This is a genomic window from Micromonospora sp. ABR4_055, assembly GCF_056160425.1.
Genome location: NZ_JBSWXD010000002.1, coordinates 102617 through 124761, shown reverse-complemented (window position 1 = coordinate 124761; position 22145 = coordinate 102617). Strand labels below are relative to the sequence as shown.

General features: G+C 68.2%; 45 protein-coding genes. 24 read left to right on the top strand and 21 right to left on the bottom strand.

The window, feature by feature from the left end:
* Positions 1 to 159: 159 nt before the first annotated feature.
* The 17 genes from ACXAHD_RS01630 to ACXAHD_RS01550 all read right to left on the bottom strand — a co-directional run bounded on the left by ACXAHD_RS01630 (position 160) and on the right by ACXAHD_RS01550 (position 5236).
* Positions 160 to 315 (bottom strand): hypothetical protein, encoded by a 156-nt coding sequence (locus ACXAHD_RS01630; protein WP_475048075.1) that lies wholly within the window; start codon positions 313 to 315, stop codon positions 160 to 162.
* 446 nt (positions 316 to 761) lie between these two features.
* Positions 762 to 1034, bottom strand: a complete 273-nt coding sequence (locus tag ACXAHD_RS01625; RefSeq protein WP_475048073.1) for a hypothetical protein — start codon at positions 1032 to 1034, stop codon at positions 762 to 764.
* Positions 1031 to 1222, bottom strand: coding sequence for a hypothetical protein (locus tag ACXAHD_RS01620; RefSeq protein ID WP_475048070.1), 192 nt, complete (start codon positions 1220 to 1222; stop codon positions 1031 to 1033). Before ACXAHD_RS01620 ends, ACXAHD_RS01625 begins: the two co-directional genes overlap by 4 nt.
* Positions 1223 to 1246: 24 nt before the next feature.
* Positions 1247 to 1414, bottom strand: a complete 168-nt coding sequence (locus ACXAHD_RS01615) for a hypothetical protein (RefSeq protein ID WP_475048068.1) — start codon at positions 1412 to 1414, stop codon at positions 1247 to 1249.
* Positions 1407 to 1568 (bottom strand): hypothetical protein, encoded by a 162-nt coding sequence (locus ACXAHD_RS01610; protein WP_475048065.1) that lies wholly within the window; start codon positions 1566 to 1568, stop codon positions 1407 to 1409. The genes ACXAHD_RS01615 and ACXAHD_RS01610 overlap by 8 nt, the downstream gene beginning before the upstream one ends.
* Entirely contained in the window at positions 1565 to 1696 is a 132-nt protein-coding gene (locus tag ACXAHD_RS01605; RefSeq protein ID WP_475048062.1) for a hypothetical protein, read from the bottom strand. The genes ACXAHD_RS01610 and ACXAHD_RS01605 overlap by 4 nt, the downstream gene beginning before the upstream one ends.
* Before the next feature lie 504 nt (positions 1697 to 2200).
* Positions 2201 to 2500, bottom strand: a complete 300-nt coding sequence (locus ACXAHD_RS01600) for a hypothetical protein (protein ID WP_475048059.1) — start codon at positions 2498 to 2500, stop codon at positions 2201 to 2203.
* Positions 2497 to 2757 carry a hypothetical protein gene (locus ACXAHD_RS01595; RefSeq protein WP_475048057.1) on the bottom strand — a complete coding sequence of 87 codons (261 nt, stop codon included), beginning with the start codon at positions 2755 to 2757 and terminating at the stop codon, positions 2497 to 2499. Before ACXAHD_RS01595 ends, ACXAHD_RS01600 begins: the two co-directional genes overlap by 4 nt.
* Entirely contained in the window at positions 2754 to 3035 is a 282-nt protein-coding gene (locus ACXAHD_RS01590; protein ID WP_475048054.1) for a hypothetical protein, read from the bottom strand. Before ACXAHD_RS01590 ends, ACXAHD_RS01595 begins: the two co-directional genes overlap by 4 nt.
* Entirely contained in the window at positions 3032 to 3208 is a 177-nt protein-coding gene (locus tag ACXAHD_RS01585; protein WP_475048051.1) for a hypothetical protein, read from the bottom strand. Before ACXAHD_RS01585 ends, ACXAHD_RS01590 begins: the two co-directional genes overlap by 4 nt.
* A gap of 3 nt (positions 3209 to 3211) precedes the next feature.
* Entirely contained in the window at positions 3212 to 3367 is a 156-nt protein-coding gene (locus ACXAHD_RS01580; protein WP_475048048.1) for a hypothetical protein, read from the bottom strand.
* A complete protein-coding gene (locus tag ACXAHD_RS01575) occupies positions 3364 to 3567 on the bottom strand; it encodes a hypothetical protein (RefSeq protein WP_475048045.1) in 204 nt (67 codons plus the stop codon). Before ACXAHD_RS01575 ends, ACXAHD_RS01580 begins: the two co-directional genes overlap by 4 nt.
* The gene (locus ACXAHD_RS01570; protein WP_475048043.1) at positions 3564 to 3833 is read right to left on the bottom strand and encodes a hypothetical protein; all 270 of its coding nucleotides are present in this window, start codon (positions 3831 to 3833) and stop codon (positions 3564 to 3566) included. Before ACXAHD_RS01570 ends, ACXAHD_RS01575 begins: the two co-directional genes overlap by 4 nt.
* Positions 3830 to 4114 (bottom strand): hypothetical protein, encoded by a 285-nt coding sequence (locus ACXAHD_RS01565; protein WP_475048040.1) that lies wholly within the window; start codon positions 4112 to 4114, stop codon positions 3830 to 3832. The genes ACXAHD_RS01570 and ACXAHD_RS01565 overlap by 4 nt, the downstream gene beginning before the upstream one ends.
* Complete coding sequence (locus tag ACXAHD_RS01560) at positions 4114 to 4320, bottom strand: hypothetical protein (protein WP_475048037.1); 207 nt, start codon at positions 4318 to 4320, stop codon at positions 4114 to 4116. Before ACXAHD_RS01560 ends, ACXAHD_RS01565 begins: the two co-directional genes overlap by 1 nt.
* An 87-nt stretch (positions 4321 to 4407) precedes the next feature.
* A complete protein-coding gene (locus ACXAHD_RS01555; protein WP_475048034.1) occupies positions 4408 to 4542 on the bottom strand; it encodes a hypothetical protein in 135 nt (44 codons plus the stop codon).
* A 1-nt stretch (position 4543) separates the two neighbouring features.
* A complete protein-coding gene (locus ACXAHD_RS01550) occupies positions 4544 to 5236 on the bottom strand; it encodes a hypothetical protein (protein ID WP_475048031.1) in 693 nt (230 codons plus the stop codon).
* A 192-nt stretch (positions 5237 to 5428) separates the two neighbouring features.
* Between ACXAHD_RS01550 and ACXAHD_RS01545 the strand changes: the two genes are divergently transcribed.
* The 3 genes from ACXAHD_RS01545 to ACXAHD_RS01535 all read left to right on the top strand — a co-directional run bounded on the left by ACXAHD_RS01545 (position 5429) and on the right by ACXAHD_RS01535 (position 8258).
* Positions 5429 to 5728: a hypothetical protein gene (locus ACXAHD_RS01545; RefSeq protein WP_475048029.1), complete on the top strand. Its 300-nt coding sequence runs from the start codon at positions 5429 to 5431 to the stop codon at positions 5726 to 5728.
* 125 nt (positions 5729 to 5853) lie between these two features.
* Positions 5854 to 7323 carry a helix-turn-helix domain-containing protein gene (locus tag ACXAHD_RS01540; protein ID WP_475048026.1) on the top strand — a complete coding sequence of 490 codons (1470 nt, stop codon included), beginning with the start codon at positions 5854 to 5856 and terminating at the stop codon, positions 7321 to 7323.
* 5 nt (positions 7324 to 7328) lie between these two features.
* Complete coding sequence (locus ACXAHD_RS01535) at positions 7329 to 8258, top strand: NAD-dependent epimerase/dehydratase family protein (protein ID WP_475048023.1); 930 nt, start codon at positions 7329 to 7331, stop codon at positions 8256 to 8258.
* Positions 8259 to 8748: 490 nt separating this feature from the next.
* Here the strand turns inward: ACXAHD_RS01535 and ACXAHD_RS01530 are convergent, their stop codons facing one another.
* The 4 genes from ACXAHD_RS01530 to ACXAHD_RS01515 all read right to left on the bottom strand — a co-directional run bounded on the left by ACXAHD_RS01530 (position 8749) and on the right by ACXAHD_RS01515 (position 10450).
* Positions 8749 to 9336, bottom strand: coding sequence for a hypothetical protein (locus ACXAHD_RS01530; RefSeq protein ID WP_475048020.1), 588 nt, complete (start codon positions 9334 to 9336; stop codon positions 8749 to 8751).
* Complete coding sequence (locus ACXAHD_RS01525) at positions 9333 to 9569, bottom strand: hypothetical protein (RefSeq protein WP_475048018.1); 237 nt, start codon at positions 9567 to 9569, stop codon at positions 9333 to 9335. Before ACXAHD_RS01525 ends, ACXAHD_RS01530 begins: the two co-directional genes overlap by 4 nt.
* Positions 9570 to 9655: 86 nt before the next feature.
* Entirely contained in the window at positions 9656 to 9940 is a 285-nt protein-coding gene (locus ACXAHD_RS01520) for a hypothetical protein (protein WP_475048015.1), read from the bottom strand.
* A 39-nt stretch (positions 9941 to 9979) separates the two neighbouring features.
* Entirely contained in the window at positions 9980 to 10450 is a 471-nt protein-coding gene (locus ACXAHD_RS01515) for a hypothetical protein (RefSeq protein WP_475048012.1), read from the bottom strand.
* A 181-nt stretch (positions 10451 to 10631) separates the two neighbouring features.
* Here ACXAHD_RS01515 and ACXAHD_RS01510 point away from each other — a divergent pair, with 181 nt between their 5' ends.
* From ACXAHD_RS01510 to ACXAHD_RS01410, 21 genes are all read left to right on the top strand, one after another.
* On the top strand, positions 10632 to 10883 hold the full coding sequence (locus ACXAHD_RS01510) for a helix-turn-helix transcriptional regulator (RefSeq protein WP_475048009.1): 252 nt from the start codon (positions 10632 to 10634) through the stop codon (positions 10881 to 10883).
* A gap of 98 nt (positions 10884 to 10981) precedes the next feature.
* On the top strand, positions 10982 to 12202 hold the full coding sequence (locus ACXAHD_RS01505; RefSeq protein ID WP_475048006.1) for a hypothetical protein: 1221 nt from the start codon (positions 10982 to 10984) through the stop codon (positions 12200 to 12202).
* A 13-nt stretch (positions 12203 to 12215) separates the two neighbouring features.
* Positions 12216 to 12503, top strand: coding sequence for a helix-turn-helix domain-containing protein (locus tag ACXAHD_RS01500; protein WP_475048003.1), 288 nt, complete (start codon positions 12216 to 12218; stop codon positions 12501 to 12503).
* Complete coding sequence (locus tag ACXAHD_RS01495; protein WP_475048001.1) at positions 12500 to 13237, top strand: hypothetical protein; 738 nt, start codon at positions 12500 to 12502, stop codon at positions 13235 to 13237. Before ACXAHD_RS01500 ends, ACXAHD_RS01495 begins: the two co-directional genes overlap by 4 nt.
* Positions 13234 to 14124 (top strand): GIY-YIG nuclease family protein, encoded by an 891-nt coding sequence (locus ACXAHD_RS01490; RefSeq protein WP_475047999.1) that lies wholly within the window; start codon positions 13234 to 13236, stop codon positions 14122 to 14124. The genes ACXAHD_RS01495 and ACXAHD_RS01490 overlap by 4 nt, the downstream gene beginning before the upstream one ends.
* Positions 14117 to 14299, top strand: a complete 183-nt coding sequence (locus ACXAHD_RS01485; protein ID WP_475047997.1) for a hypothetical protein — start codon at positions 14117 to 14119, stop codon at positions 14297 to 14299. Before ACXAHD_RS01490 ends, ACXAHD_RS01485 begins: the two co-directional genes overlap by 8 nt.
* 2 nt (positions 14300 to 14301) lie before the next feature.
* Positions 14302 to 14727, top strand: a complete 426-nt coding sequence (locus tag ACXAHD_RS01480; protein ID WP_475047994.1) for a hypothetical protein — start codon at positions 14302 to 14304, stop codon at positions 14725 to 14727.
* A 2-nt stretch (positions 14728 to 14729) separates the two neighbouring features.
* Positions 14730 to 15053 (top strand): hypothetical protein, encoded by a 324-nt coding sequence (locus ACXAHD_RS01475; RefSeq protein ID WP_475047991.1) that lies wholly within the window; start codon positions 14730 to 14732, stop codon positions 15051 to 15053.
* 1 nt (position 15054) lies between these two features.
* On the top strand, positions 15055 to 15234 hold the full coding sequence (locus ACXAHD_RS01470; protein WP_475047989.1) for a hypothetical protein: 180 nt from the start codon (positions 15055 to 15057) through the stop codon (positions 15232 to 15234).
* Positions 15235 to 15313: 79 nt separating this feature from the next.
* A complete protein-coding gene (locus ACXAHD_RS01465) occupies positions 15314 to 15775 on the top strand; it encodes a hypothetical protein (protein ID WP_475047987.1) in 462 nt (153 codons plus the stop codon).
* Entirely contained in the window at positions 15772 to 15975 is a 204-nt protein-coding gene (locus tag ACXAHD_RS01460; protein ID WP_475047984.1) for a hypothetical protein, read from the top strand. The genes ACXAHD_RS01465 and ACXAHD_RS01460 overlap by 4 nt, the downstream gene beginning before the upstream one ends.
* A gap of 2 nt (positions 15976 to 15977) precedes the next feature.
* The gene (locus ACXAHD_RS01455; RefSeq protein ID WP_475047981.1) at positions 15978 to 16301 is read left to right on the top strand and encodes a hypothetical protein; all 324 of its coding nucleotides are present in this window, start codon (positions 15978 to 15980) and stop codon (positions 16299 to 16301) included.
* Positions 16298 to 16720, top strand: a complete 423-nt coding sequence (locus ACXAHD_RS01450) for a hypothetical protein (RefSeq protein WP_475047978.1) — start codon at positions 16298 to 16300, stop codon at positions 16718 to 16720. The genes ACXAHD_RS01455 and ACXAHD_RS01450 overlap by 4 nt, the downstream gene beginning before the upstream one ends.
* Positions 16721 to 16739: 19 nt before the next feature.
* The gene (locus ACXAHD_RS01445; protein ID WP_475047975.1) at positions 16740 to 16937 is read left to right on the top strand and encodes a hypothetical protein; all 198 of its coding nucleotides are present in this window, start codon (positions 16740 to 16742) and stop codon (positions 16935 to 16937) included.
* Positions 16934 to 17629: a PP2C family protein-serine/threonine phosphatase gene (locus ACXAHD_RS01440; RefSeq protein ID WP_475047972.1), complete on the top strand. Its 696-nt coding sequence runs from the start codon at positions 16934 to 16936 to the stop codon at positions 17627 to 17629. The genes ACXAHD_RS01445 and ACXAHD_RS01440 overlap by 4 nt, the downstream gene beginning before the upstream one ends.
* Complete coding sequence (locus ACXAHD_RS01435) at positions 17626 to 17865, top strand: hypothetical protein (protein ID WP_475047969.1); 240 nt, start codon at positions 17626 to 17628, stop codon at positions 17863 to 17865. The genes ACXAHD_RS01440 and ACXAHD_RS01435 overlap by 4 nt, the downstream gene beginning before the upstream one ends.
* A gap of 35 nt (positions 17866 to 17900) precedes the next feature.
* A complete protein-coding gene (locus tag ACXAHD_RS01430; RefSeq protein ID WP_475047966.1) occupies positions 17901 to 18188 on the top strand; it encodes a hypothetical protein in 288 nt (95 codons plus the stop codon).
* 82 nt (positions 18189 to 18270) lie between these two features.
* Complete coding sequence (locus ACXAHD_RS01425) at positions 18271 to 19017, top strand: hypothetical protein (protein ID WP_475047964.1); 747 nt, start codon at positions 18271 to 18273, stop codon at positions 19015 to 19017.
* Positions 19018 to 19360: 343 nt separating this feature from the next.
* On the top strand, positions 19361 to 20719 hold the full coding sequence (locus ACXAHD_RS01420; RefSeq protein ID WP_475047962.1) for an AAA family ATPase: 1359 nt from the start codon (positions 19361 to 19363) through the stop codon (positions 20717 to 20719).
* Positions 20720 to 20797: 78 nt separating this feature from the next.
* Complete coding sequence (locus ACXAHD_RS01415) at positions 20798 to 21103, top strand: hypothetical protein (protein WP_475047959.1); 306 nt, start codon at positions 20798 to 20800, stop codon at positions 21101 to 21103.
* Positions 21104 to 21136: 33 nt separating this feature from the next.
* Positions 21137 to 22066, top strand: coding sequence for a hypothetical protein (locus ACXAHD_RS01410; protein ID WP_475047956.1), 930 nt, complete (start codon positions 21137 to 21139; stop codon positions 22064 to 22066).
* Positions 22067 to 22145 lie beyond the last annotated feature (79 nt).

Sequence of the window (22145 nt, the reverse complement as noted above, 5' to 3'; positions counted from 1 at the left end):
CCCTGGGTTGGTGGTGCTGGGTGTCTGTCCCTTCGCGCCCGCTGGCGTTGGGGAGGTCCCTGTCCCGCCTCGCGCGGGTCCGCTGTTTAGTTGTTGTTGGTTGCGTCTACCAATTTACGGCACCCCAAGAGCGGAAGCAACAACTTCAACCAAGTTTCCTCAGTTTCGGCCCGCCCGCCCGCCGACCTCCCGGCCAACATGCTGCGCCAGCCGGTCCTTCGCCTCCTGCGACGCGTACGGGTCCCTCGCCGCCTTCTCGACAAGCCGCCGCAACTCGGCGTCCGGCATGCCAGCCAACTGCTGCGGCACACTCAACGCCGCTGCTCCTGGTCGACAGGTGCTGGTGGTCTAGTCCTGGCCTCACCGATCCAGCCGCGCTGAGCCGGCGGACGGCCCTCTGCCCGCACTACCGCCGCAATCTCACGCGCGCAGTACGAGCACTCGGCGGTGTTCCCGCACGTGCACTGGATACGATCAAACACGCCGAACCTCCTTCGGGGTTTGGTGACCCGCCGGGTGGCCGCACTCCGGCAGGGTCGTCTTCTCTTGGGTTGGGGAGACAACCGGGGCGCGACCCGCGCATGGGTCGCGCCCCGACTCCGTTCACCTGGCAGCCGTGACTGCGGTTACTGGCCGGACCTCAGCCGTCGGAACACCCTCGTGACGGGCATCGTCGTGCTGCCCGGCGCCCTGAACGGCGTCGTCCTCCGACTCGGCCGGCACCGGCTCACACCCGCACACCGGGCACGCGGTCACCCAGATCACGGCTGGCCCGGCTCGGCATCGGCGGCGGGCATCGAGTACGTCCACGTGCCGGCTACCTCAGCACCGAGGTGGTCGACCTGGTTGTGCTGCCGGGCTTTCGTCCACGCGTTGCGCGGGCTCACCGTCTCGACCGGCCCGATCTTGCATGGGTCACAGGCCCACCCGTAGTGCACGGTGTGCCCTTCCGGGATCCCGACCGTGCCGCCGGCCCCGAAGTGGGCCTTCAACGCCTCGACAGCAACGCCGAGATCGTCCAGCGACGCCGTCATTCGGCGTCCTCGAACCGACGCCAGTTCAGGACCACGACCCCTGACAGACCGCGGTCACGTTCGATCGCGTCGCTGACGGTGAAGACGTCGGACATGTCCCGGATCGGCCGGGTCAGCGGGACCTCGGCAGACCCGAACCCGGTTTGGTGTGTGTAGCTGACGAAGTACCTGATGAAGTTGCTTCCCATGGGTTCTCCTCGGGTTAGTGCTGGTCAGTTGTTCTTCCAGCGGGATACGTGTTCGTCGTCTTGGCTGCGGTCGACGAGCGCCCGCTGCTGGGCCTTGGTCAACGGCGGTAGCCGTGCGTCTCGCAGGAGCCGTTCGGTGTGGTCGTGGGCGGTGTCGCCGAGCGTGTGTGGGTCGCGGCTGAACTCAGCCACCGGCGTTGACCGGCTGCCACGGCTCGTCCGCAACCAACTCCGGTGCCGGGTTGTCGTGTCCGTCCGGGTCGATGGCGTTGGCGAGGCAGTGGTCGCACCACGGGCTGCCTGGCACCGCGTCCAACACGCGGCAGCAGGTGCAGGAGCCGTTCACCGGCTGGTCCTGTCGTTGCCGGTGCGGGAGGTGGTGCGGGGTGCGTCTCGGTGCGCGGGTGGGGTGCCGGTGGCGGTGTAGATGATCACGTTGTCTCCGGCTGTGGGGGTGGTCGGCTTGTCGGGCATGGGGTCTCCTCGGGGGTTGGCCGGTTCCTGCCGGTCCGCTTGGCGGCCAGACTTGATGGCTGGCCGCCGCGCGCAGGTCAGGACGTCACGACCCAGTCCCCGCCAGCTTCCCGACGGATCAGATGGGCTGCGGTCCACGGCGACCGGTCGCCCCGGTTGTCGATCTCACGGCGGGTGTCCGCGACCAGTTGGCGGGCTCCACGCTCACCACGGTCGCCATGGCCCCAACTGGAGTCGGTGACGTTTCCGACGGTGCACTCCCACCGGTGCCAGTCGGCGTGAATGAACCGGCAGCCCCACTCAACGGAAGACGGGAGTCCCAGCCATACCGGCTGCGGGCTGGTCAACGCCAGCCGCCGGACTGGGCGATCGCAGCCCGGCGGGCAGTGCCACGAGCCGCACGGAACTCGAACCGGCGCTCCCCGACACGGGTCCACCGAGGCCGGGCCTCACCGTAAGCGTGGGTGATCGTCCGCGAGTACTGCATGGGTCTCTCCGTTCAGGTCAGTTTGGGTTGGACAGATACGCGGCCAGCTGGGCGAACCGCTCGGCGTCGCTGCCGACCAGCCGCAGCAGCGGGTTCCCGCCGCCGTCCACGACCCGGCACACGGTGCCGCCAGTCGCGTTGGTGAGCACGGTGATCGACAGTTGGCGGCCGTCGGCGTCGCCGATGCTCGTGCTGCTGCGGCACACGCCGTCGCAGCTGTTCGGGTCGCACCAGAGGGCGTGGCCGTTGTCTCCGGTGGCGCGGAGCCGGCGGAGGAAGTCGTCGCCGTCGGCGGCGGCGACCGCAGTGACGGTCATCGGGCACCGCCGGGCAGGGTCTGCGGGTCGGTAGTCGTGGCGAAGAACCGCATGGCCGCTACGGCGTCGGCGTGCGGCAGAGGGATCTGGTTGCCGTCGTCGGCGGTCAACGTCACGGTCAGCCCGTCGGAGCCGAGTACGGCGACGAACTTCACCGGGCCGATCTTGATGGTGGCCCGGCAGTAGCCGTCGCACGTTGACGCCTGGCACCAGGAGGTGTGGACGGTGCCGATCTCGGCCAGCATCACGGCGGTCACCGGATGTTCCGGTTGATGTCGTCGGCCAGGGCCTGCGCTTGGGCGAGAGCCGCGATCAGCGGAGCCGTTGAGGTGAAGCCGCCGTCGACACCGAACGCGTCAACGAACGCCTCAGATGGGGTGCTGTCGGTGACGCGCTGGGATACGGTCACGGTCCAGCCGGCGGTCGGGTCGGCCCACTGGCGGCTCCAGTGGACGACGACACCGGGGTCGGGGGTGTCGCAGCCGACACACCAGGGCGGGCAGGTGGCGGTACGGGGCAGGGCTGCCGTGCTCACCGGACGGCCTCCGCATCGGCGGGGCGCGGCTTGGCGTGGTGGCCTGCCGGGCTCAGGTGCCGCCAGAACGGCGGGAACCACGCCGGGTCCGCCCCTTCGGGGGTGGGCACGTACTCGATGTCGGTGCCGCACATCTCGCAAAGGCCGAGAACGATGTCGCAGGTGTCGGACATGGGTCAGGCTCCGATCTTCGGAAGGATCTGGGTGTCGATCAGCGGGTCGAAAGCCTCGGCTTCAGCCCACGGATCCACCGCAGGGAGTAAGGCAGGAAGGGCGCGGTTGGCACGCCGACGCGGGCGGGCCGGCAGCAGCCGGGCGAACAGGCGGGTCACCGGTCCGGCTCGATCCGCTGGTAGAACCACCGGCCGCCGCAGCCGTCCGGGGCGTACACGAGTGCGTGTTCGCCGACGTCGACCAGCCGGCGGGCCGTCGCACACGCCTCGACACCGGTGTCTGCGTTGACGCAGGCGACGTCACAGACGTGCCCGTCGGCGTTGTCTCGGATCTCCACCGTGTACACGAGGACGGTCACGGCTGTTCCTGGGTGTACGGAATGCGGCGGGTGTACCAGAACGGGTGGGAACTGGTCCCCGCGTTCATGCCGATGAGCACCCCAGGGGGCGACGGCTGAGGAGTCGCCGGGAACACTTCTCCTGCCCCGCAGTTCAGGTACGTGTATGGGGCAGGTTCGTCGGCGAATCCCATCGCTCTGGCGGCGTTGATCGCGTCGTCGCTGTGGTCTCCGCAGGCGGCGTACCCGGCGATGAGGATCGAGGACGGTGCGTTGCAGGCGCTCACAGGGTCACCTGCCGGATAACGAGGAGCCTGCCGGTAGCCAAGCTGACCGGCCGGGCTTTGAACGCGGTCCATGGGGTGCCGTCTGGGTGCCACGAAACCGGCAGCCAGGTCCGATACTGGGCTCGGGCTTTGACCGTGGCGAGCGTGGACGGCAGGCCGGTGACTCGGGCGCCGGTGACGTCGGTGTAGGCGGCCACTTGCAGCAGATGGCCACGCATGCCGGACAACTCGGTGAGGGTCGCGGTGAACGGCTCGGCTGTGGTGACGGTGGGGGAGGCCATCAGTGCACCTCCACGTCGCCGTAGGGCAGCCGCTGGGTGGATACCTGCTGTCCTTGGCAGCAGTCGTTCCAGCAGCGGAACAGCCCGGTTGCGCCGGTGCCGTCCGGGTTGTGCTGGATGGTCTCGAACACTCCGGTGTGGCCGCTGCTGGTGGCGGTCTGGTGCTCGGTGAGGATGGTCAGGTCGGTGGTTGCGTCAATGCGCATGGGCTTCTCCCGTCGCTACGGGGTGCAGAGTTTGGTGGGGTCGGGCCGGTGTACGCCCTCCTTGGCAGCACACCGGCCCGACCCAGTTCAGGAGCCGACAGCCGGGTGGTTCGGGACGACGCCGAGCTTGCGGCGACGACGGCGCGGCGTGACGGCCGGCGGGGGAGTGTTGGTGGTCTGCCTGCGGGCGGCCACCCGGCGGGCGACAGTCAGCGGGCTCATCTCAGGCACCCGCCTTCCGCTGCTCGGCGGCGCGGCGCTTCCCGGCCGGGGTGGCGATCGCCCCGATGACGACGTTGTGCCAGCGGTTGCCGCGCTTCACCCGGTCGGTGACGGTGGTCAGCCAGCCGCGTTCCGGGCGGGCACCGGCCTGCAGCACGGTGACCGGAGCTTTGCCCTTGCCTCTGCCGCGCAGGACCATGCCGTGCTCGGCCGCGTAGGCGATGGCGTCGTCGAGGGCGGTGGAGGGCTGCTTCGGGATCCGGTTGAGCGGTGGCATGGTCGCCTGGACGTGGCCGGGGCCGCGCAGCTTGTTGAAGTGGTCCTGGAGCTCGGCCTTCCGTGCCTTGTCGTCCGGGGTCTCCGCCCGTTCGAGCACGCGGTTGATTTCCTCGACCCGCTTGCCGGCGGTCGGACGGCGGTCGTTGTACGCGTCGCGGAGGGCGAAGGTCAGCTCCAGGCGGACGGCTTCGGCGATGTCCTCGTACCGCTGGCCGTTCAGCGCCCCGTTCTTGATGGTGGTGTGGATCAGGTCGGCGATGTGCCGGTCAATCGTGGTGTAGCAGAGTTCGTGGATGGGGGTAGGTCCCTGCATGACAGCGATGGCGAACCCGCCGTCGACGGTGACCTGGGCGGTCACGTCGTAGTTGCCGAAGGTGTTGCGGACCTGGGTGATGTGGTGGGCGGTACCCTGCACGGCAGGGACTCCTTCCGTTGGAGTGCCGTGGCCCCTGCACCGGTTGGTCTTGGCGGATGAGCCGGTGCGGGGGTTCTTTACTGTCTTGCTGTGCCTACTACGGTAGGCATCACCTCCCGCGATGTCAACTACAGTTGGCCTGGCATGTTCGGCATACTTGCTTAGGCCAACCACACAAGACACCATGTATGGATGACAACCCTCGAAGACGTCGTCAACGCCTGGAACGGCATTGAACGCGCCCGCCTGGCCGCCGTCGAGCACTACCGAGCCGTCCTCCGCCAAGCCATCGCCAGCGGCGTCCGGCAAACCGAGATCAGCAAGAAGCTCGACCGCAGCCGCGAGATGCTGCGCCGCGACGCCATGCCCGAAGACCAGCGTCGCGCCGTCCGCGAAGCCGCAACCGACCGCGCCCGCCGGCAGCGGGCCGCGATGCGCACCACCCGTAAGCGAAGCAAGACCAACCATGACGGCGTCCCTCGGGTCGACTGACTGTCGTACATCAATCCCACCAAGACGGCGTACGCGAAAGAACAGCACCGGCTAGCCGACAACCCGCCACCTTGTAGGCGTCCACTAGGCGTTTACTAGGCTTTCCCGAAAGAAGGTCACCACGAATGGCGCGGCGCAGCACACCACCAGCAGCCAACATCACCCTGCACAACCTGCGAGAATCCCGCGCCGAATCCCAAGAAGACGTCGCCACCGCGATAACCAGCCTCGCCCGGCGCATAGGCAAGAATGTGGAGGTATCCGCAAACCAAGTCAGCAGATGGGAACGTGGTGTCAAACCTTCACCGCTCTACCGGCGACTGCTCGCCCAACACTACGGCGTCGGCGTCGACCAGCTTGGTCTCGTCGACCTACGGCCGGAACCGGCCCGCATGACCGCCGCCGCAGCAGCCTTCGACCAGGTCACCGCCGTGGACACAGCACAAGACCCCGACGTGGCCGCCAACCAAACCCAGTGGCGGACCGTCCGCACCCTCCTCAACGCCCGACGGGTGCCACTCGCGCGTGCCGTCGCCGACCTGTACGGCGACGCGCACTATGCCGGCACCGGAATGCTCACCCGCCCGGAATGGCTCCCCAACCAGCCGATGCCGCTCGAATGGATTGGCGTCGTCACCGCATCGGCGGGGACACCAGTGTTCACCGGCACAGAGGCGGCAGCCGAACACGTTCGGCCATTCTCGGCACCTGGCCGCCGCTACCAGCGGTACAGCCAGGCCATCCGGCATCTCAACAACCCGCGCCTGTTCGAAAACCGGCTGTCCTGGCGGCTCGCCGACGTCAACTGGAACGATGTCGGCGGGCGTCTCGCATTCGACCAGATGACCTACTTCGACCTCATCGACGGCGGCGAAGCCATCGCCCACGAAGCCGCCGCCCGCTACCTCACCCCCGCCGGGGACATCCGGCCCGTGTCGTGGCGCGGCCTAGCCGCCCGCAAACAGCTCGGCGACCCGTTCGACACCGCACGGCGTGCCGTAGCCCTCGCCGTTGACACCCTCACCATCCGCGACGACCCCGATGGGGCCACGTTCGTGCTGCATCAGCGGGACTCCGGCAACGTCGCGGTCGCGGGCGGCATGATGCATGTCATGCCGTGCGGCATCTTCCAACCCGCCTCCGTGCACCCGGCGTCGATCGCCCAGGACTTCGACCTGTGGCGAAACATCCAACGCGAGTACTCGGAGGAGTTCCTGGGCAACCCGGAACACGACGGCACCGGCCAACCGGTCGACTACACCGGTCAGCCGTTCGCCGACATGCAGGCCGCGGTCGACGCCGGCAAGTTGCGGACATACTGCCTCGGCATCGGCATGGACGCCCTCACGCTGGCCGGGGAAGCACTCACGGTCGCCGTGTGGGACGCCGACGTGTACGACCGCATGTTCGCCAGCATGGTCGACCACAACGACGAAGGCACCGTCGTCAAAACCGGCGCCGCACGGCCGACGTCGGCGATCCCCTTCACCGCCCACATGGTCGACGAGCTGTGCGACGGCGGACGCCTCGCCCCCGCCGGCGCCGGGCTGCTCCGGTTGGCGTGGCAGCACCGACACGCCCTCCTGGGGCGGTGACCGGCATGCACGTGCTCGTGACCGGCGCTTCGGGGTTCCTCGGCCGGGCCGTCTGCCGTGTGCTGGCCGACCACGGCCACGCGGTTGTCGCGCTCATCCGCCCCCACCACCAGGTGGACCTGCCGGGCGGTGTGCAACGCCTACGCGCCGACCTGTGTAGCGACCGGAAGTTGCAGCACCTGATGCGGTACTACGACTTCGACGCCGTCGCCCACCTCGCAGCCCTCACCCGCGTAAGGGACAGCCACAGCGACCCGCTCAACTACTTCGACGTCAACGCGGCCGGCACCGTCGAGGTGCTGCAGGCTGTCTCCGGCCGCGACCCGGTACGGGCGGTGCTGGCGTCGACCTCCGCCGTCTACCGGCCCGGCTACACCGGCAAGCTCAACGAGGACACGGAGACGTCGCCCTGGTCCAGCCCGTACGCCGCATCCAAGCTGGCAGCCGAGCAGGCTGCCCACTGGTGGGCAGAAACCGGTGCCGGCGGGGTAGCCGTGCTGCGGTTCTTCAACCTCGCCGGGGCAGTCGACGGCCACGGAGACCGCGACCGGACCCGCATCATCCCCGCCGCCCTAGAAGCCGCTGCCGGCAACATCCCCTACCTGACGGTGAACGGCAACGGCACCGCCACCCGCGACTACACCCACATTCTCGACGCCGCCGAAGCTGTCCGGCTCGCGTTGGAAACAACGAAGGTGGGGGAGACCCGCGCCTACAACGTCGGCACCGGCCAAGGCGTGTCCGTCGCCGACATCATCGCCACCACCGAGCACGTCACCGGCCGACCGGTCCCCGTCGAACACCGCCCGGCTGCGGCTGAGGCACACACCCTGATCGCCGACGCCCGCCGCATCCGCCAAGACCTCGGCTGGGAACACACCCGCTCCGACCTGCCGACGCTGATCGGCGACGCCTGGGCGGCCACCAGCCGCTGACCCGAGACAGAAAAGAGGGCCGGCACCATCACGGTGCCGGCCCTTCGTCGTTCCTGCCGGGTCACGCAGGCCGGGTCTCCCACGGCCACACCGCATCCCGGCCCGCCTCAAGCAGAGGCACCATCCGGAACGCCGAATCGTTGAGCCCCCCGAACACGTCCAGATCCCGCCGCCGTGGTGCTCACCAAGGCACGAACACTCGCAGTCGTCCCCGAGCGCTTCCCGGCAACGGCGGTCGCACTTCTGCACGGTCGAGAACTCGGCGTCCACGTCGACCACCCCGAACCGGCCCACTAGGGCGTCGACCAGCACACCGAAGTGTGCGCGGGCGATCAGCCAACGCCGGCCGGGTTTGTCCCATACGGGTTGGATGCGGTCGCCGAGAGTTTGGTGCAGCCAGCGGCGGTTCGCCGGGTCGTAGGGCATCCGCAGTTGGATGCGGTCGGGGGCGAGGGGCCGGTAGATGTTGGGAGGGGTGGCCACAGTTGCGCTATCCCGTCTGGGCGGCAGCGTCGGTCCGCCAGTAGCTGGCGGACCGTGGGCACAGTTGGCAGCCGCCGACCAGCGGCGCCCCTTCGTCCGGTGCCCAGGGGCCGCCTTCACCGCAGCAGGTGCCATCCACGCGCCGTGTCGTTCCAACCTCGGTTGGAAAACTTGGTGGACGTTCCAACGATGCGGGCGTTTGCGTTGGAAGTGCGGCGGAGGCGGGGTTCCGTGCCGCACTGGCGCGTTCCGCCTTCAGACGCTGCTGACCCCGCCACCACTGGTCGTTGCCTGCGTAGTCGTTGTCGCGGGTGTCGTCGTAGTCGTCCGGGGACCAACCCGCCGGGCACAGCCGGTCGAGCACCAACTCCAAGTCGCCGGCCGGGTCGGCCGCCACGGTCAGCCGGTTCTGCTCTGTCCCGGAGTCGACGTGGCCGTGCATGCGCCACACTGCGGCAGCCTGGGCCGGGGTCAGCGGTCCTTCCACGGCGAACGTCCGCAGCCCGGTCGTGATGGTGGCGCCGGCGGCGCGGAGCATCGCTGCCACGACGGTCAGGTTCTCCAACCCCGGCACCGACACGAGGATGCGTGTCATGCCGCAGGCTGCGTCGGCTGCTGCTGGATGGCCCGGTTGAGAGCATGCCGCAGCCCCTGCTCCAGCACAGTCCGGCGCACCGTCACCAGGTCCGTGGTGTCGGCCGGCTGCCGTCGTGCGGCCTGCTCGACGAGACGCCGCAGCACCTGCGACGGCGTGACACCCTGCCTGTCGGCCTCGGAGAGAAGCCACTCGTCAACATCGACGGGCAGCCGGACTGAGTGCACCACCATCGGAGACGACGGAGGCGGGTACTCAACCTCGGCACCGCCCCAGTCGGTGTTGTTGAGCGCGCTAGTGGCCCGATCCACCATAGCTCTCAACCCCTTTCGATCAGTTTGCGAAGCTGTTCGGCTTCGTGACGGTCCAGCCATCTGGCGCCGACGACCAAGTAGTGGTCGTCCCGACTGTCCTCGATCAACGCGACAGCGAGCCAGCGTTGGCCGTCGCGTGATTGTGCGGCGATGCGGAGGACGGAGCCGATGTGGTGCCGGATGCGTGGCCGGGCGTGTCTCAGAACGTGGAGTGCGTCCTGCCAGGGGACGTCGGCGGCGGCGAGCGCCGTGTAGGTGTCGTCGTCGAACCGGTAGGTGTCCCTCGACATACCGCCAGCGTACACGCCGTAAACGCTGGCTGGTGTGGTTCAGTTCGTGTCCGGCTTGCCGGCGTTGGCGACACCCTGTGAGGTGGGCGGCAACAGGCCCACGTGACGAGCCCGCGACACCAGCGCTGCCGCGCCGCCCTTGGTGATCTCGAACCGGGCAGCGACCGCCAACACCGGTGGATCACCGGCGGCGGTGGCAGCCCGGTAGACGTCAGCGACCACCTGTAGGCGTTCGAGCGTTGACCGGCGAACCCCGCCTCCCGGAGTCGGTGCCGCGATCATGCCCGCGCGGTCTGCGGCGATCCACTCGGCGATCGGTAGCTGCCGCAGAACCGACGACATGGTCAGCACCTGCAGATGTTCGCCGTCCGGGAGTTGGCCGATGTCAAGGCCGATGCACTCCGGCCTGCCGTCCACGTCACCCCAGCGGAGTACGACCACCCACGGGCCAGCATCAGGGTCGGGCCATCTGTGCTCGGTGACCGGCGGCCGAGGCGGATGAGCGGTCACGTGCACACCGTAGACGACAGGCAGGTGCGTACCGCAGGTCGACACCGAAACTGTGTCGTTGTGGCTCCGTAAAACACCAGGTCAGAAGCCGTTTATGTGGGTCAGTTTGCAAGGCAAGCGCAAACCAACGAGACCAACGGCGCATGTTGCCTACGTTTTCATTCTCGGGCAGGATGGTCCCATGACCGCCGACGAAACCCGACTCATCGTCACCGCCCGCCGGCACGCCTTGACCGGAAGCGGCAAGGCACTCCGCGAAGCCGCCAACCTGACCCGCTCCGAGCTAGCCGAGATCGTCGGAGTCGACGAGTCCTCGATCTGGCGCTGGGAAGAGGAGCAGCACCTTCCCCGTCGCGCCCAGGCCATTCGGTGGGCGCGAGCGCTGCGGCGGATCGAGCGATACCGGCAGCGACTCGACGCCGCTGTCGCCTGATGCCCCCAAACGGCAACGGCCCCGCCGGGTCTTCCCACCCGGACGGGGCCAATGTTCCCGCAGCCCACAGCCAAATGGACCCACGAGGACCTACACCTATGACCAACGATAACGGCAAGAGTCTGGCGACGGAAGCCCTGTCCGCAGACACCCTCGTCAGTGGGATCTTCGTCAAGACCCCCGCCGAGATGTTCGCCCTCGTCGAAGACGGCACCCTCACCCCCACCGCAGCATGGCTGTACACGCGGCTCCTTCACGAGGCCAACCACAAACGCGGCCAAACCGTGTTGAGGCGGTCCCGGCGTGACCTGGCGGCGATGCTCAACCTCGGCCAGCCTCGCAGCGTCGACCGGTACGTCACCGAACTCGCCGACGCCGGGCTCCTCAACGTCCAGCGGTGCCAGCACCGGGGACTCAACGAGCCGAACCTGTACACCCTCAACTGGGTGATACCGGACAAGCCGGCAGCCGTTCCAGCGGCAACCCCGTCACCAGCAGAAACGCAAGAAACCCCAGCTCAGGGGGTAGTGCGCAAAAACGCACCACGTGATGCAGTCCAGCACACCAGGGGTAGTGCGCCAGAACGCACAGGGGTAGTGCGCAAAAACGCACAGCCTTATAAGGAAGTAGATGTTCTAGATGAACTACAAGGTAAAACCCTCCCCCCTACCCCCCACGACGACACCACCGGCACCGACCCGGCTGGGCTCAACCCTGGGTGGGAGGGAAGAGGATTTGATGATCAAGAACAGCAACGACTCCACACCCTCATCGCCGAGATCCTGAAACTCCGCCCCAACGACCGACGGTGGACCACCAAGTCGATCACCGCCGCCATCAACGCCTGCCTCGACGACGGCAAAACCCTCAACGACATCGAAGCTGCCCTGCCGCTCTGCGCCTCCGACCCCGCCACCGCCTCACCAGGCCGGCTACGGCTCAACTTCGGACCTTGGTGGACCCCACCCGCCGACCACAACTCACCCAACCCCGACGACAACGCTCCCTGCCCCAAACACGACGGCTACCGCTGGCATCACTGCGGCGGATGCAAATCCGAACTCGCAGCCAGGGAAGACCCGTTCGACGGCCGCGAGGACCGGCCTGCTGGCTGGGCGGACATCTACCTCCACAACCAGCCCAAAGCCGCGTCAAAGCCGCGCAGCTCCGGTTACCACGCCCCACAGATCAACCGACGCCCCGGTGAACGAGCCGCATCGTGGGATCGCCACAAGGGCTCCTCGCGGCACAGCCCGACGCCAGCCCACCAGCCGTACCTCGACCCCGAAGACTTGTCCCTCTACGACATGCCACTCTGACCGAGGAGACCCCATGAGCAGTGGTCAAAGCTGCTTCCCGCACGAAATGAGCCGCGACGGCACCCTGTCCAGCGCCGCCAAAGCCGTCTTCATGTCGATCAACTCCCACGCCCCCGACTACGACCTCACCGTCCAGCAGATCGTCAACGAGGTCGCTGAGGCGTACGACACCGTCAACGCCGCGATCAAGGAGCTGGAGAAGCGCGGCTACCTGAAGCGGACCCGGCGGCGGAACCCGAACGGCAGCCTCGCCGGCTACGACTGGCAGATCATCTACTGCCCCGGTCGGCAGACCCCGTGACCGCCATCGAATCAACCCACGCGCTGATCGGCTACCTCGAACACGCCGACCCGAGCCGGCACAACACGATCGGCATCTGGTGCACCCACTGCTGCACCTGGCATCTCCACCGCGTCACCAGCATGACCCCCGACCGCGTCGCCCGAGTCCCAGTCAAGTGCAAGCTCCCCGCCGGGCCGCACCGCGACGGCAACCACCTGGTGTGGAGCGGAGACACCCCCCTGCACGTCGCACAAGCCGTACGAACGGAACCAACCCCCGAACAGCGGGCCATCATCGACCGCCACAGCACCACACCCGACATTGACAAGATGCGGCGGTCAACGATCAGCCAGCCGGTACGTGTCAACGCCGACGCCATCGGTTGGAACTGCGACCCTGCTGACCCAGGACCATCGGGCGAACCTGTTCAGTCATGTGCCCTGTACTGGCACTACGACCGAACCGGAAGGCTGCTGTACATCGGCATCAGCGACGAACTCACCCGGCGCGGACGAGACCACCGCGCCACGTCAACGTGGGCGGTGTTCGTTGCGTCGTCGCGGGCGGCGTGGTTCCCGAACCGGCCGGCAGCTCTGCTGGCAGAGAAGGCAGCCATCGCAGCCGAGCAGCCAATCTTCAACCGGCAGCACAACACCGCGCCTGACGCCGACGGCCGCGTCCACGCGTACCTCGCCGAACATGGACGGCTGGACCTACTGCCCGAACGCAGCGTGAACGGAGACGACCGGTGACCACCCCGCCCCTCGACGCCCGACCCCACGCCCTCTACCGGTTCTACAACCACAGCCAGCAGCTGCTGTACATCGGCATCACCTCCCGGCTACCCGTCCGGCTCGGCACCCACGAAGCGTTGAAACCGTGGTGGTGCGACGTCGCCGAAGTGAGGGTCGAACACTTCCCGGACCGGCCGTCGGTGCTCGCCGCCGAGCAGGCTGCGATCCGGGCGGAGAAGCCGCTGCACAACGTGCGCCACAACGGAGGACCCAGGTCGAAGCGGCCCGGCGCGGGCGAACGCCCGGAGTCGTATCCGGGGCTGCCGACGTGGGACTTCGCCAGCCGCCGCAGCAGCCACCGGAAGCAACGCAAACCGTTGTGGCTGTACTGGGAAGTCAACTGCGATCCGGTGAGCGACGACTTCTACGTGGACGAGATCGACCCGGAGGAGCTGTGGCGACAGTGGCTCACCCAGAATCCGCGACACACGGACGCCGAGGCGATCTATGGGCCGGGTGCGGTTGCCATCCACTGGTACGTCGAAGGTCCCGGCATCTTCGAGGGTGCCCCCTTCCAAGATCGGCGATCATCGGCCCACGCGTTCCGTAGGTCGGGATTCAACGACGTTGAGGTACGCGAGATGACAGACCGGTACGAGTTCCTGCGCAGCTACAGCTGGCCGACCGACTCCGAAACCGGCGAACGCCTCCAATGGGCATCCCTGCCCGTCATCGACAAGGTGTGGCGGAAAACGAACCTGCCCACCACCCCGCACGCCTTCAAGGGCGGGTTCATCCAGGAAGCCACCGGGTGGAAACCCGCCCCGTTCCAGCCGTACGTGAACGTCCGGCAGCTCGCAGCACTGTCCGGCCTGTACTACCCGAAGGAGATTGACCGTGTCTGACCGGCAGCAGTACCCCGCCAAGGTCCGCGAACACGCTGCGGCGATCGTCCGCGAGTACCTCGGCCAGTCTCTGTTCCGGGTGGTCGACGACCTGGCATTGCGGCTCGCCGCCGCCGAAGCCCAACTCGCCGACCGTCGCCCCGGCGGCAACACGACCACGCCCGAAGGAGCCTGACCGTGGAACCTGACATGTCCAACCTGATCACCTGCAACATGCTCGACGCCGCAGCCGGCGGTGAACTGTGGCAAGACAACGACGGCGACGCCTTCACCGGCCTACCCGGCAACACCCTCCCGCCGGCACCGGTCGGCGCGGTGTTTGTGGATCTGATGCTCGACCACGGGTGGATTCGCGGCGGCGGAGGCGACCCTGACGGGTCGTTCCACCCGCTGGAACTGACCGAGGCTGGCGAGGCCGAACTGGAACGCCTTTGGCCGGGCCGGCTCGCGGTACGCCGGCAGGAGCGGGAGTGGGCGGACTACGGGCCGGACGCGGACCCGATCCGGTTGGCGCCCTACATCCGCGCCACTGACGGCGAGCCTTTCACGCCCGACGTTGACTGGGACGGCAGCCCCGACCCTCGACCGACCGAAGGAGCCTGACCATGCCCGTCTACGACCCCGCCATGCTCACCGAAGCTCAGCAGATGCTCGAAGGACTCGGCGCCGGAGCCGGCCGCATCGACACCCGCATCATCGAAGCCGCCCTCAACGCCGACCCCGGCCTGTACGGCACCGCCGTTGACTGGGGCTGGTACGACACCGAGGTCCGCGACGACCTGTCCGCCACTGTTGCCTGCATGCTGCTCGGCATCTCCCGCGAGGAGCACCGGCGGCGGTGTCACGCCGACGAGCCGGCGTTGAACGCTGATGTGTTGGCCGCGCAGGACCGCTGGCTGGCCGCCAACCCACCCACCGAAGGAGCCTGACATGACCGCAACCGACAACCAGGCAGCTACCGGCCTGCCCGACGACGACAGCCCGACACTGCTACTGCCCGAAGAAGAGCGGCAGCAGCTGGTAGCCGAGGTCCGCCGCATCCTGGCCAGCCCACCCGCACCGCCCGACAACCTGGACGCACTGCTCGCCAGGGTCGCCGAGGAAGCCTGACCCTGAACGCCCCGTGTTGTGCCGCCCAGCCCACCCGTTGGGCGGCACAACACACCACCAACCCGACCGAGGAGCAACCATGACCGACCGGTACACCATCGTCGACCCCTACGCCGACGCAGACGACGACACCGACCTCACCCGACACCTCGCCGACCAAGGCTGGGAAGAGTTCTTCACCCTCGGCGGCGACGACACCTACCTGCAGATCCGCTCCTGGCGCGGACCCAGCCACACCGACGGCCCTTTCCTGGCCCGCGTCGAAGACGTCACCAGCCTGTCCCCGTTCATCCAGGCGGCCACGTTCATCGACCTGATGGACCTGTTCGCCCGCTGGGCGCCCGCAATCCAGGCGGCAGCGGTCAGCGACGTCGTCAACGAACTACGGGGGATGGAGCTGTCCGAGGTGGGTGTCATCGAGCGGGCGGCGGCCCGCGTGGTCCACGGCGTGCAGGAGGTGTTGCCGCACATGCGCGGGGAGGCGAAGCAACGCCGCCACCTGGCGGAGCGTGCCCGCCGCGAACGGGAGGCCGGACAGTGACGGTCACGACCCCGGACCGGCTCGTCCACGTCCTCACCGCCATCCGCGACCGCACCTGGACCGGCCCCGACCACTGCCGGTACACCGACGCCGCCCACCAGTACGCCCGCGTCAACAACCTGGTCGACGACGACGGAATCACCGACCTGGGCCGCCGGATGCTCGACATCCTCGGCGGCAACCCAACCGAAGGGAACTGACTGTGGCATTCACTGAACAGCAGGTGGCGGACATGCGCCGCCGGCACCTACTCGACACCGCCGACATCTACCCGGTCGGCTGGCTTTCCGCCCTGCAGTACGCGTACCGGGCCGCCCGGCGTGGACGCTGGCAGGCTGCCGCCGGCAGGCTACGGCAGGAAGCCGCCATGTCTTGGTCTGAGGCACGGGACCGGCGGTGGAGGTCGCTGAAGAACGGCTTCAACGGCTACCTCGCCGAGATCGAAGACCACAACGCCGGCCACGGCTGGACCCGCAAACGCGCCCTGCGCAGCCTCGACCGGATCATCCGCGAGGCCAACCGGTGACCACCCCAACCGGCTCCGACTACGCGCCCACCGCCAGCAACGGCAAGCCACCGCCGGTCACCTGTCAGTACGGGGCGCTGCCACGCCTCCTGGACGACGAGTGCCAGCGCGTCACGTCCGTGGCAGAGAGGCAGCACGCCTGCTCGCCGATGACCGTCCCGACTGGCTCCGCCTACGTCACCGCAGTCGCCGAACAGCTGGCCGCCGCCGGCATCGGCGTCGACATGCGGGAAGCCGACCTCGACGAGGAACGCTGCAACCTGCCCATCCGCGACACCGACGGCGGCGTTACGTGGCTGCGCTGGGCGTACGACAACGGCTGGTACCTCGACGACGACCAAGGCTGGCCGTGCGCCCCGATCTGCCCGCCCGACACCCCTGTCGACGAGGCAGCCAAACGGCTCGCCGACTACCTCTGACCTCGAAGGAGACCCGATCATGGACCTTAGGCACATTGCAGTCATCCTGGACTCCGGGGCGAAAGCCGCCGAACAGATCCAAGACGCAGCCCTCCACGAGACCCTGTCAGCGATGACCGAAACCACCGTCCGTCTCATCCTCGGCGCGAACAACGGCGGCGGCTTCAGGCCCGTCATCGACGAGGAGTTCGCCGAACTCGCGGACCGGTACCGGTGATCGCCGTCGCCGGGGAAAGCCGGCCCGGCACCGACAGCTCAAACGGCGACGCTTGGTGGCCACACGAAACCGACGGTGAAGCCACCGTCGCGGTCATCGACGGCGTCGGTGACGACCTGGACCTGCACGTGCTGGTCGACGCCATGTCGTTGGTGGCGGCACGTGTCGGACACCAGCGGGGCGGGCTCGCCGGGTTGTTGACGGCGGCGGATCTGCTGTGTGGCGAACACGAAGCAGCCGGCCTGGTCGCCCAGGTCGACGCCCACGGGTTCGTCCACATCCACTGGGTGGGGGACTGCCGGGCCTGGTGGTGGGATGGCGCCGAGCTCCGGCAGCTGACGACCGATCACACGATGGGGCAGCTGCTGCGTGTCTCCGGCGGGCGGGCCGTCGAGCAGGTCGCCGCCAGTCAGGACCATTGGCTGCGGCTCGGCATGTCCGGGGCGACCCCAGTCACCGTGGCTGAGGTTGTGGGTTTGGGCGTCGATCACCGGCAGCTCCGGCCTGGGCAGCGGCTGCTGCTCACCACTGACGGCGTCCACGACACCGTCAACCGGAACGCGATGGTGGAGTTGCTGCGCCTCCACGACGACCCGCAGGATCTCGCCACGCTGCTGACCGACGCGGTGGTCGCCGACGCATCTGGCCGCCGCGATGACGCCACCGCCGTCGTGATCGGCGTCGACCAGTGACCGCCGACGTGGGGGAGTGGCCGCCCGCCTGGATCGACACCGAGCGGTACTGCCTCACCTCCGGACGTCCCGTCCACCACACCGGGGACCGGTGCCGCAGCCACGGAGCCGCCGACCGTCCGTGCGCCACCGACGTGCGTCCTGCCGAGTGCGGGCATCCGCGCCTGTCGCCGAACCACCCGTACCCGCGCTGCGAGGAATGCGGCAAACGGCTGGACGTGGAGGCGGCCCGGTGACTGCTGATGTGGGGGTGGCGTGTCGGGACTGTTCAATGCCCGACTGCGGGCGCTGGTACGACGCGATCGCCGTGTCACGCGGCGCTCGGGACGCGGCCGGGTGGCAGCGCTGGAACAGCCTGAGCATGCTCCTGTGCGACGAACACGCCCCGCTGTGGGGCGAGCACCCCCCGAGCCTGGAGAAGGGCACTGACGGCGTTGTGCGGCTCGTCTGCGGGTGCGGGTGGAGCGCCGGGCATGTTCCCGGCCGGGCCAACCGGGAGACCGCCGCCTTGTACCTGGCGCATCTCGGTGAGGTAGCTGACGGGGTCAATGGGAGCTGACCAGCTTCATTACTCTGCCTGTTGCGCTCTCGGTTGACAACAGCTAGAGTGATGACAACAGGCAGAGTGATAAGGAAGATCGATGACACCACCACCAGCCACCCTCACCACCACCCAGACCACCGCACTCGACCGCATCCGACAAGCCGCACAACACCGCGCAGCACCCAACACCGCCCACAAACAAGCCGGCGCAAGCCTACGTAACGCCGTACTCGCCGCCGCCGGAGGCGGATGCGCCAACGCCGACATCGTCACCGCCATCAACCGAGCCGTCACCCGACAATCTGTCCAGATCCTCATCAAACGAGCAGGACGCGACGCCTGCACCGAAGCGTGGGAAACCAGCGGCCAGAAAACCCGCGACCAACTCCTCGCCGACATCACCCAACACGCCGACACCTACCGCGACACCGCCCTGGAGTTCGAGCGCGTCGAACAGAACCTGATGCTCGCCATCCAGAACGCGCTCGCTGTCGACACCCCACCGGTCCGTATCCACGAAGCCACCGGCCTCGCCACCGCCACCGCCTACAAAGCCATGGCGCACCTCCGCGAACGCGACGAGATCAACCGCATCCTCACCAACATCAAAGAGGAAGACGCCGACGGCTACGAGGTCGGCATCAGTCTCGCCTGGCGCGGCGTCGAACACCGCGTCCACCGAATCATCGCCGGCACCACCGACGCCAAGGACCGCATCAGCGTCGTCCGACAGCTCGCGAAGGCCGCAACCGAAGCCCTCGCCGAGCACGGCTGGCAGGTCGTCGCACCTGAAGGGCTCGGCGGAGGCGAGTTCTCCAGAGTCGTCCGAGCCAAGAACAACTGACCGAACCCCAACCCTGCCAGCTCGGCAACATCGACCCGCAGACCTGACGAGAGCCTGACGATGAGCCTGATCTCGAAGACCGAAGAACTCGGAGCCGCCGTCGACGCCGGCCTCCTCGACCGCGACACCGCCACCCAACAACTCGCCGAGTACTCCGAGGGGGGCTGACCCTACTCGGAGCCGCCAACGCGTTGAGCCGCTGGCAGACGATCCGCGCAACCTACGCAGACATCCGCATGGACACCGAACTGGGCATCGCCGCCACGAAGGCCATGCTGCGGAAACGCGGTAACTGACCTACCGCCACCCCACCCCGCTACCCAACCCATCGAAGGAGACCACCATGAACGACTGGCAGACCGTACTCGGCGTCACCGAGACCGACACCCCGCACGCCGCCACGACGGACAGCGACACCCAGAACGAGAACGGGCAGCCGACGCCAATCGTGGTTACCGAAACCGTCCCCGTCCGCCCTGTCTTGAACGGCCACCCGGGCTGGATCCCCGGCGGCGTCGACTGGATCGAAGCCCTCGCCGCAGAGCGAGGCATCTACCGGCGGCTCGCCGCCGCACTCAACTCCGCAGGCAGCCGCCGGGACGGAAACACGTCCGCCGTCTGCAAGGTGATCCCCGACACCGAGGGGATCACCGACGAATACGAGCAGGGCGCCGGCGACCCGCTCGCCCGGATCGTCGAGGTGACCCTGTCCAGCGACAGCGGTTGCTGGAGCGGGCGCGGCTGGGCGATCCGGGCACGGTTTGTGGTGACGGTCGATGACTGGTGGCAGACCTACATCGACGCCGTTCCGGGCGGTGTCGCCGTCGTCAGCTCGCCGAAGACCGGCGAGATCACGCGGTACGTGGACGCCGGCCGCAGCATCGCCGCCGCCGTCGAACGGGCGCTGTTCGCCCGCTGGGGCCGGGTCGGCTGGCGCACCGCCGCCAACGGCGGCCAGCCCGACGACACGAAGCACGCCGCCGACGAGCTGGTCGCGCTCCTCGACGGCGGCGGCGAGGCCACGCCGGTGACAGACCGGCAGCCGACGCTGGAAGCCATGCGCGGCCTCCCCGGATCCGGCAAAACTACCTACGCCCGCGCCTGGGTAGCCGAAGACCCGGACAACCGGCGGCGGGTGAGCCGGGACGACATCCGCGCCGAGATCCGGTACGGCGGTGACGAGGTCGACGAGGACGAGGTAACGAAGATCCAGTTGTCGCGGATCGCAGCCGCGCTGGCGGTCGGCGCGGATGTGGTGGTCGACGACACCAACTGCGAGCACCAGCACGTGCAGCAGTTGCGGCAGCTCGCCGCCGAGTCCAGCGCATCCTTCGAGGTTCGTAACTTCGACCTCGGCGTCAACGAGTCGATCACCCGGCAGGCCGGGCGGCCCGCCGACAAGCAGGTGCCCATCGACGCTATCGAGAGAATGGCCCGCCACCTGGAGACGGCACGGCTGGCGGAGGCTGCGCTGACTGCGCTGCAGGACGCCGGATTCCCGGCCGGCGAGCCCGGCGAGTCGATGGTCAACATCCGGCGTCGCTACCTTGCTGACGGCGAGGTGGTGCTGGCTGCCGACAGCGACACAGCTCCGGAGGTTGTCGACGAGGCAATCACGGCGTTGGAAGCAGTCGGTATCAGTGGCGACTGGGCTCGACTGCGGGACCCGGCGGTTGGCGGGACGCTGTTGCACCGAATCTGAACTCGTCATGGCCGGGAGCGGCCCACCCAACGTCTTGGGTGGGCCGCTCTGTCGTACCCGGCCCGCATCATCAGCGGCGTGGACGTCGCCCTCGTCGTACAGCCAGCCCTGCTCGCCTACTGGCGCAGGGTCGGCGCAACCCAACTACCGCGGCACCGCATGCCCGACGTCATGCCGGAGTTGGTGGCAGCCGTCGAGCACGCCCTGGACGTGGTGCCGAACGGGGCACGCTGGCACTGCCCGCCGTCCGCGATCGTCGAAACCTGCCTGGGCGTTGTGCTCGAACGGGCTGGCCGCGCCGACCAAGTGGTGTCGCCGGCCGGGCCGGGATGGCTACCGCCGGAGCAGTGCGGGTTGGTGGTTCGGGTGGATCACCCAACCTAGCAACTACAGCAGAAACGCTGTAGAGTGGCGGGTATGGCAACCACCCTCCCCACCAACACCGCACACCCCCTCCTCATCGAAGCAGCAACCGCCACCACCCACCAGAACAACCACATAGCCCTTGAACAGGCACACTTCAAGCGCTACACCGCCAGCGCCAGCGCCATCGCTCGGCACGCAACCGACGAAGCAACAAGCAACCAGCCCACCTACCGCATCACCCCCAACAGCGGGTGGGAATACCTCGGACCACACGAGTGGGACACCGTCCGAGCCCAAGCCGGACACGACGACACATGCTTCACGATCACACTGCCCGACCTGCAGCACCTCCTGCAAGGCAGCCCAGCCCACGTACGAGACGCGGCCAGCCGCGAAAAGACAAGAGACGCCGCCTACGAGCAGACCTGGGCCGCAATCCGCCGCATCCACCCGATGGAAGGGCCGACCCCCATCCATCCCAGCCGGTACACGGCACTCGTCGCCGCCGCCGAAAAGGCCGCCGACCTCGTCGCCGTAGCCCTCGCTACCGGCGTCGCCAACAACCTCATCACCTGGGACACGGCCGAAACCCTCGCCGAAGGCGGACTGCGACTCGCCCGCGACGCCGCGTACCGGATGCGCGCCACCAACCGCCCGGCTATCCCCGCAAAGGTGTTCGCCGAAACCCTCGACATGATCGGCTGGGTCGACCGGCCACCAGCCGACTACGCCCGCAACTACCTGGAGCACAAACAAACCATCGACGCAGCCGTCAGCGCAGCCAACATCGAATGGGGAATGCCGACCGTGGCCGGCGACGAAGCCGCCCGGATCGCATCCATCAGCGCGTCCGGCTGGCGGTCGCACGTCGCCCGCGAAGAGGCGCCACCGAAAGACGCCGGAAAGGGCTGGCGACGGTCAACCGTCCTCGCGTGGTCGCTGGCCCGTGCCCGCGCTGGCCGGGCGGACGGCTGGGAATGACCTTCCAACCGGCGGGCGTCGGCGAGCAAACCCGAAGCAACTTGCTTCGGGTTTGCTTCACGTTTGCTGCCAGCAACTA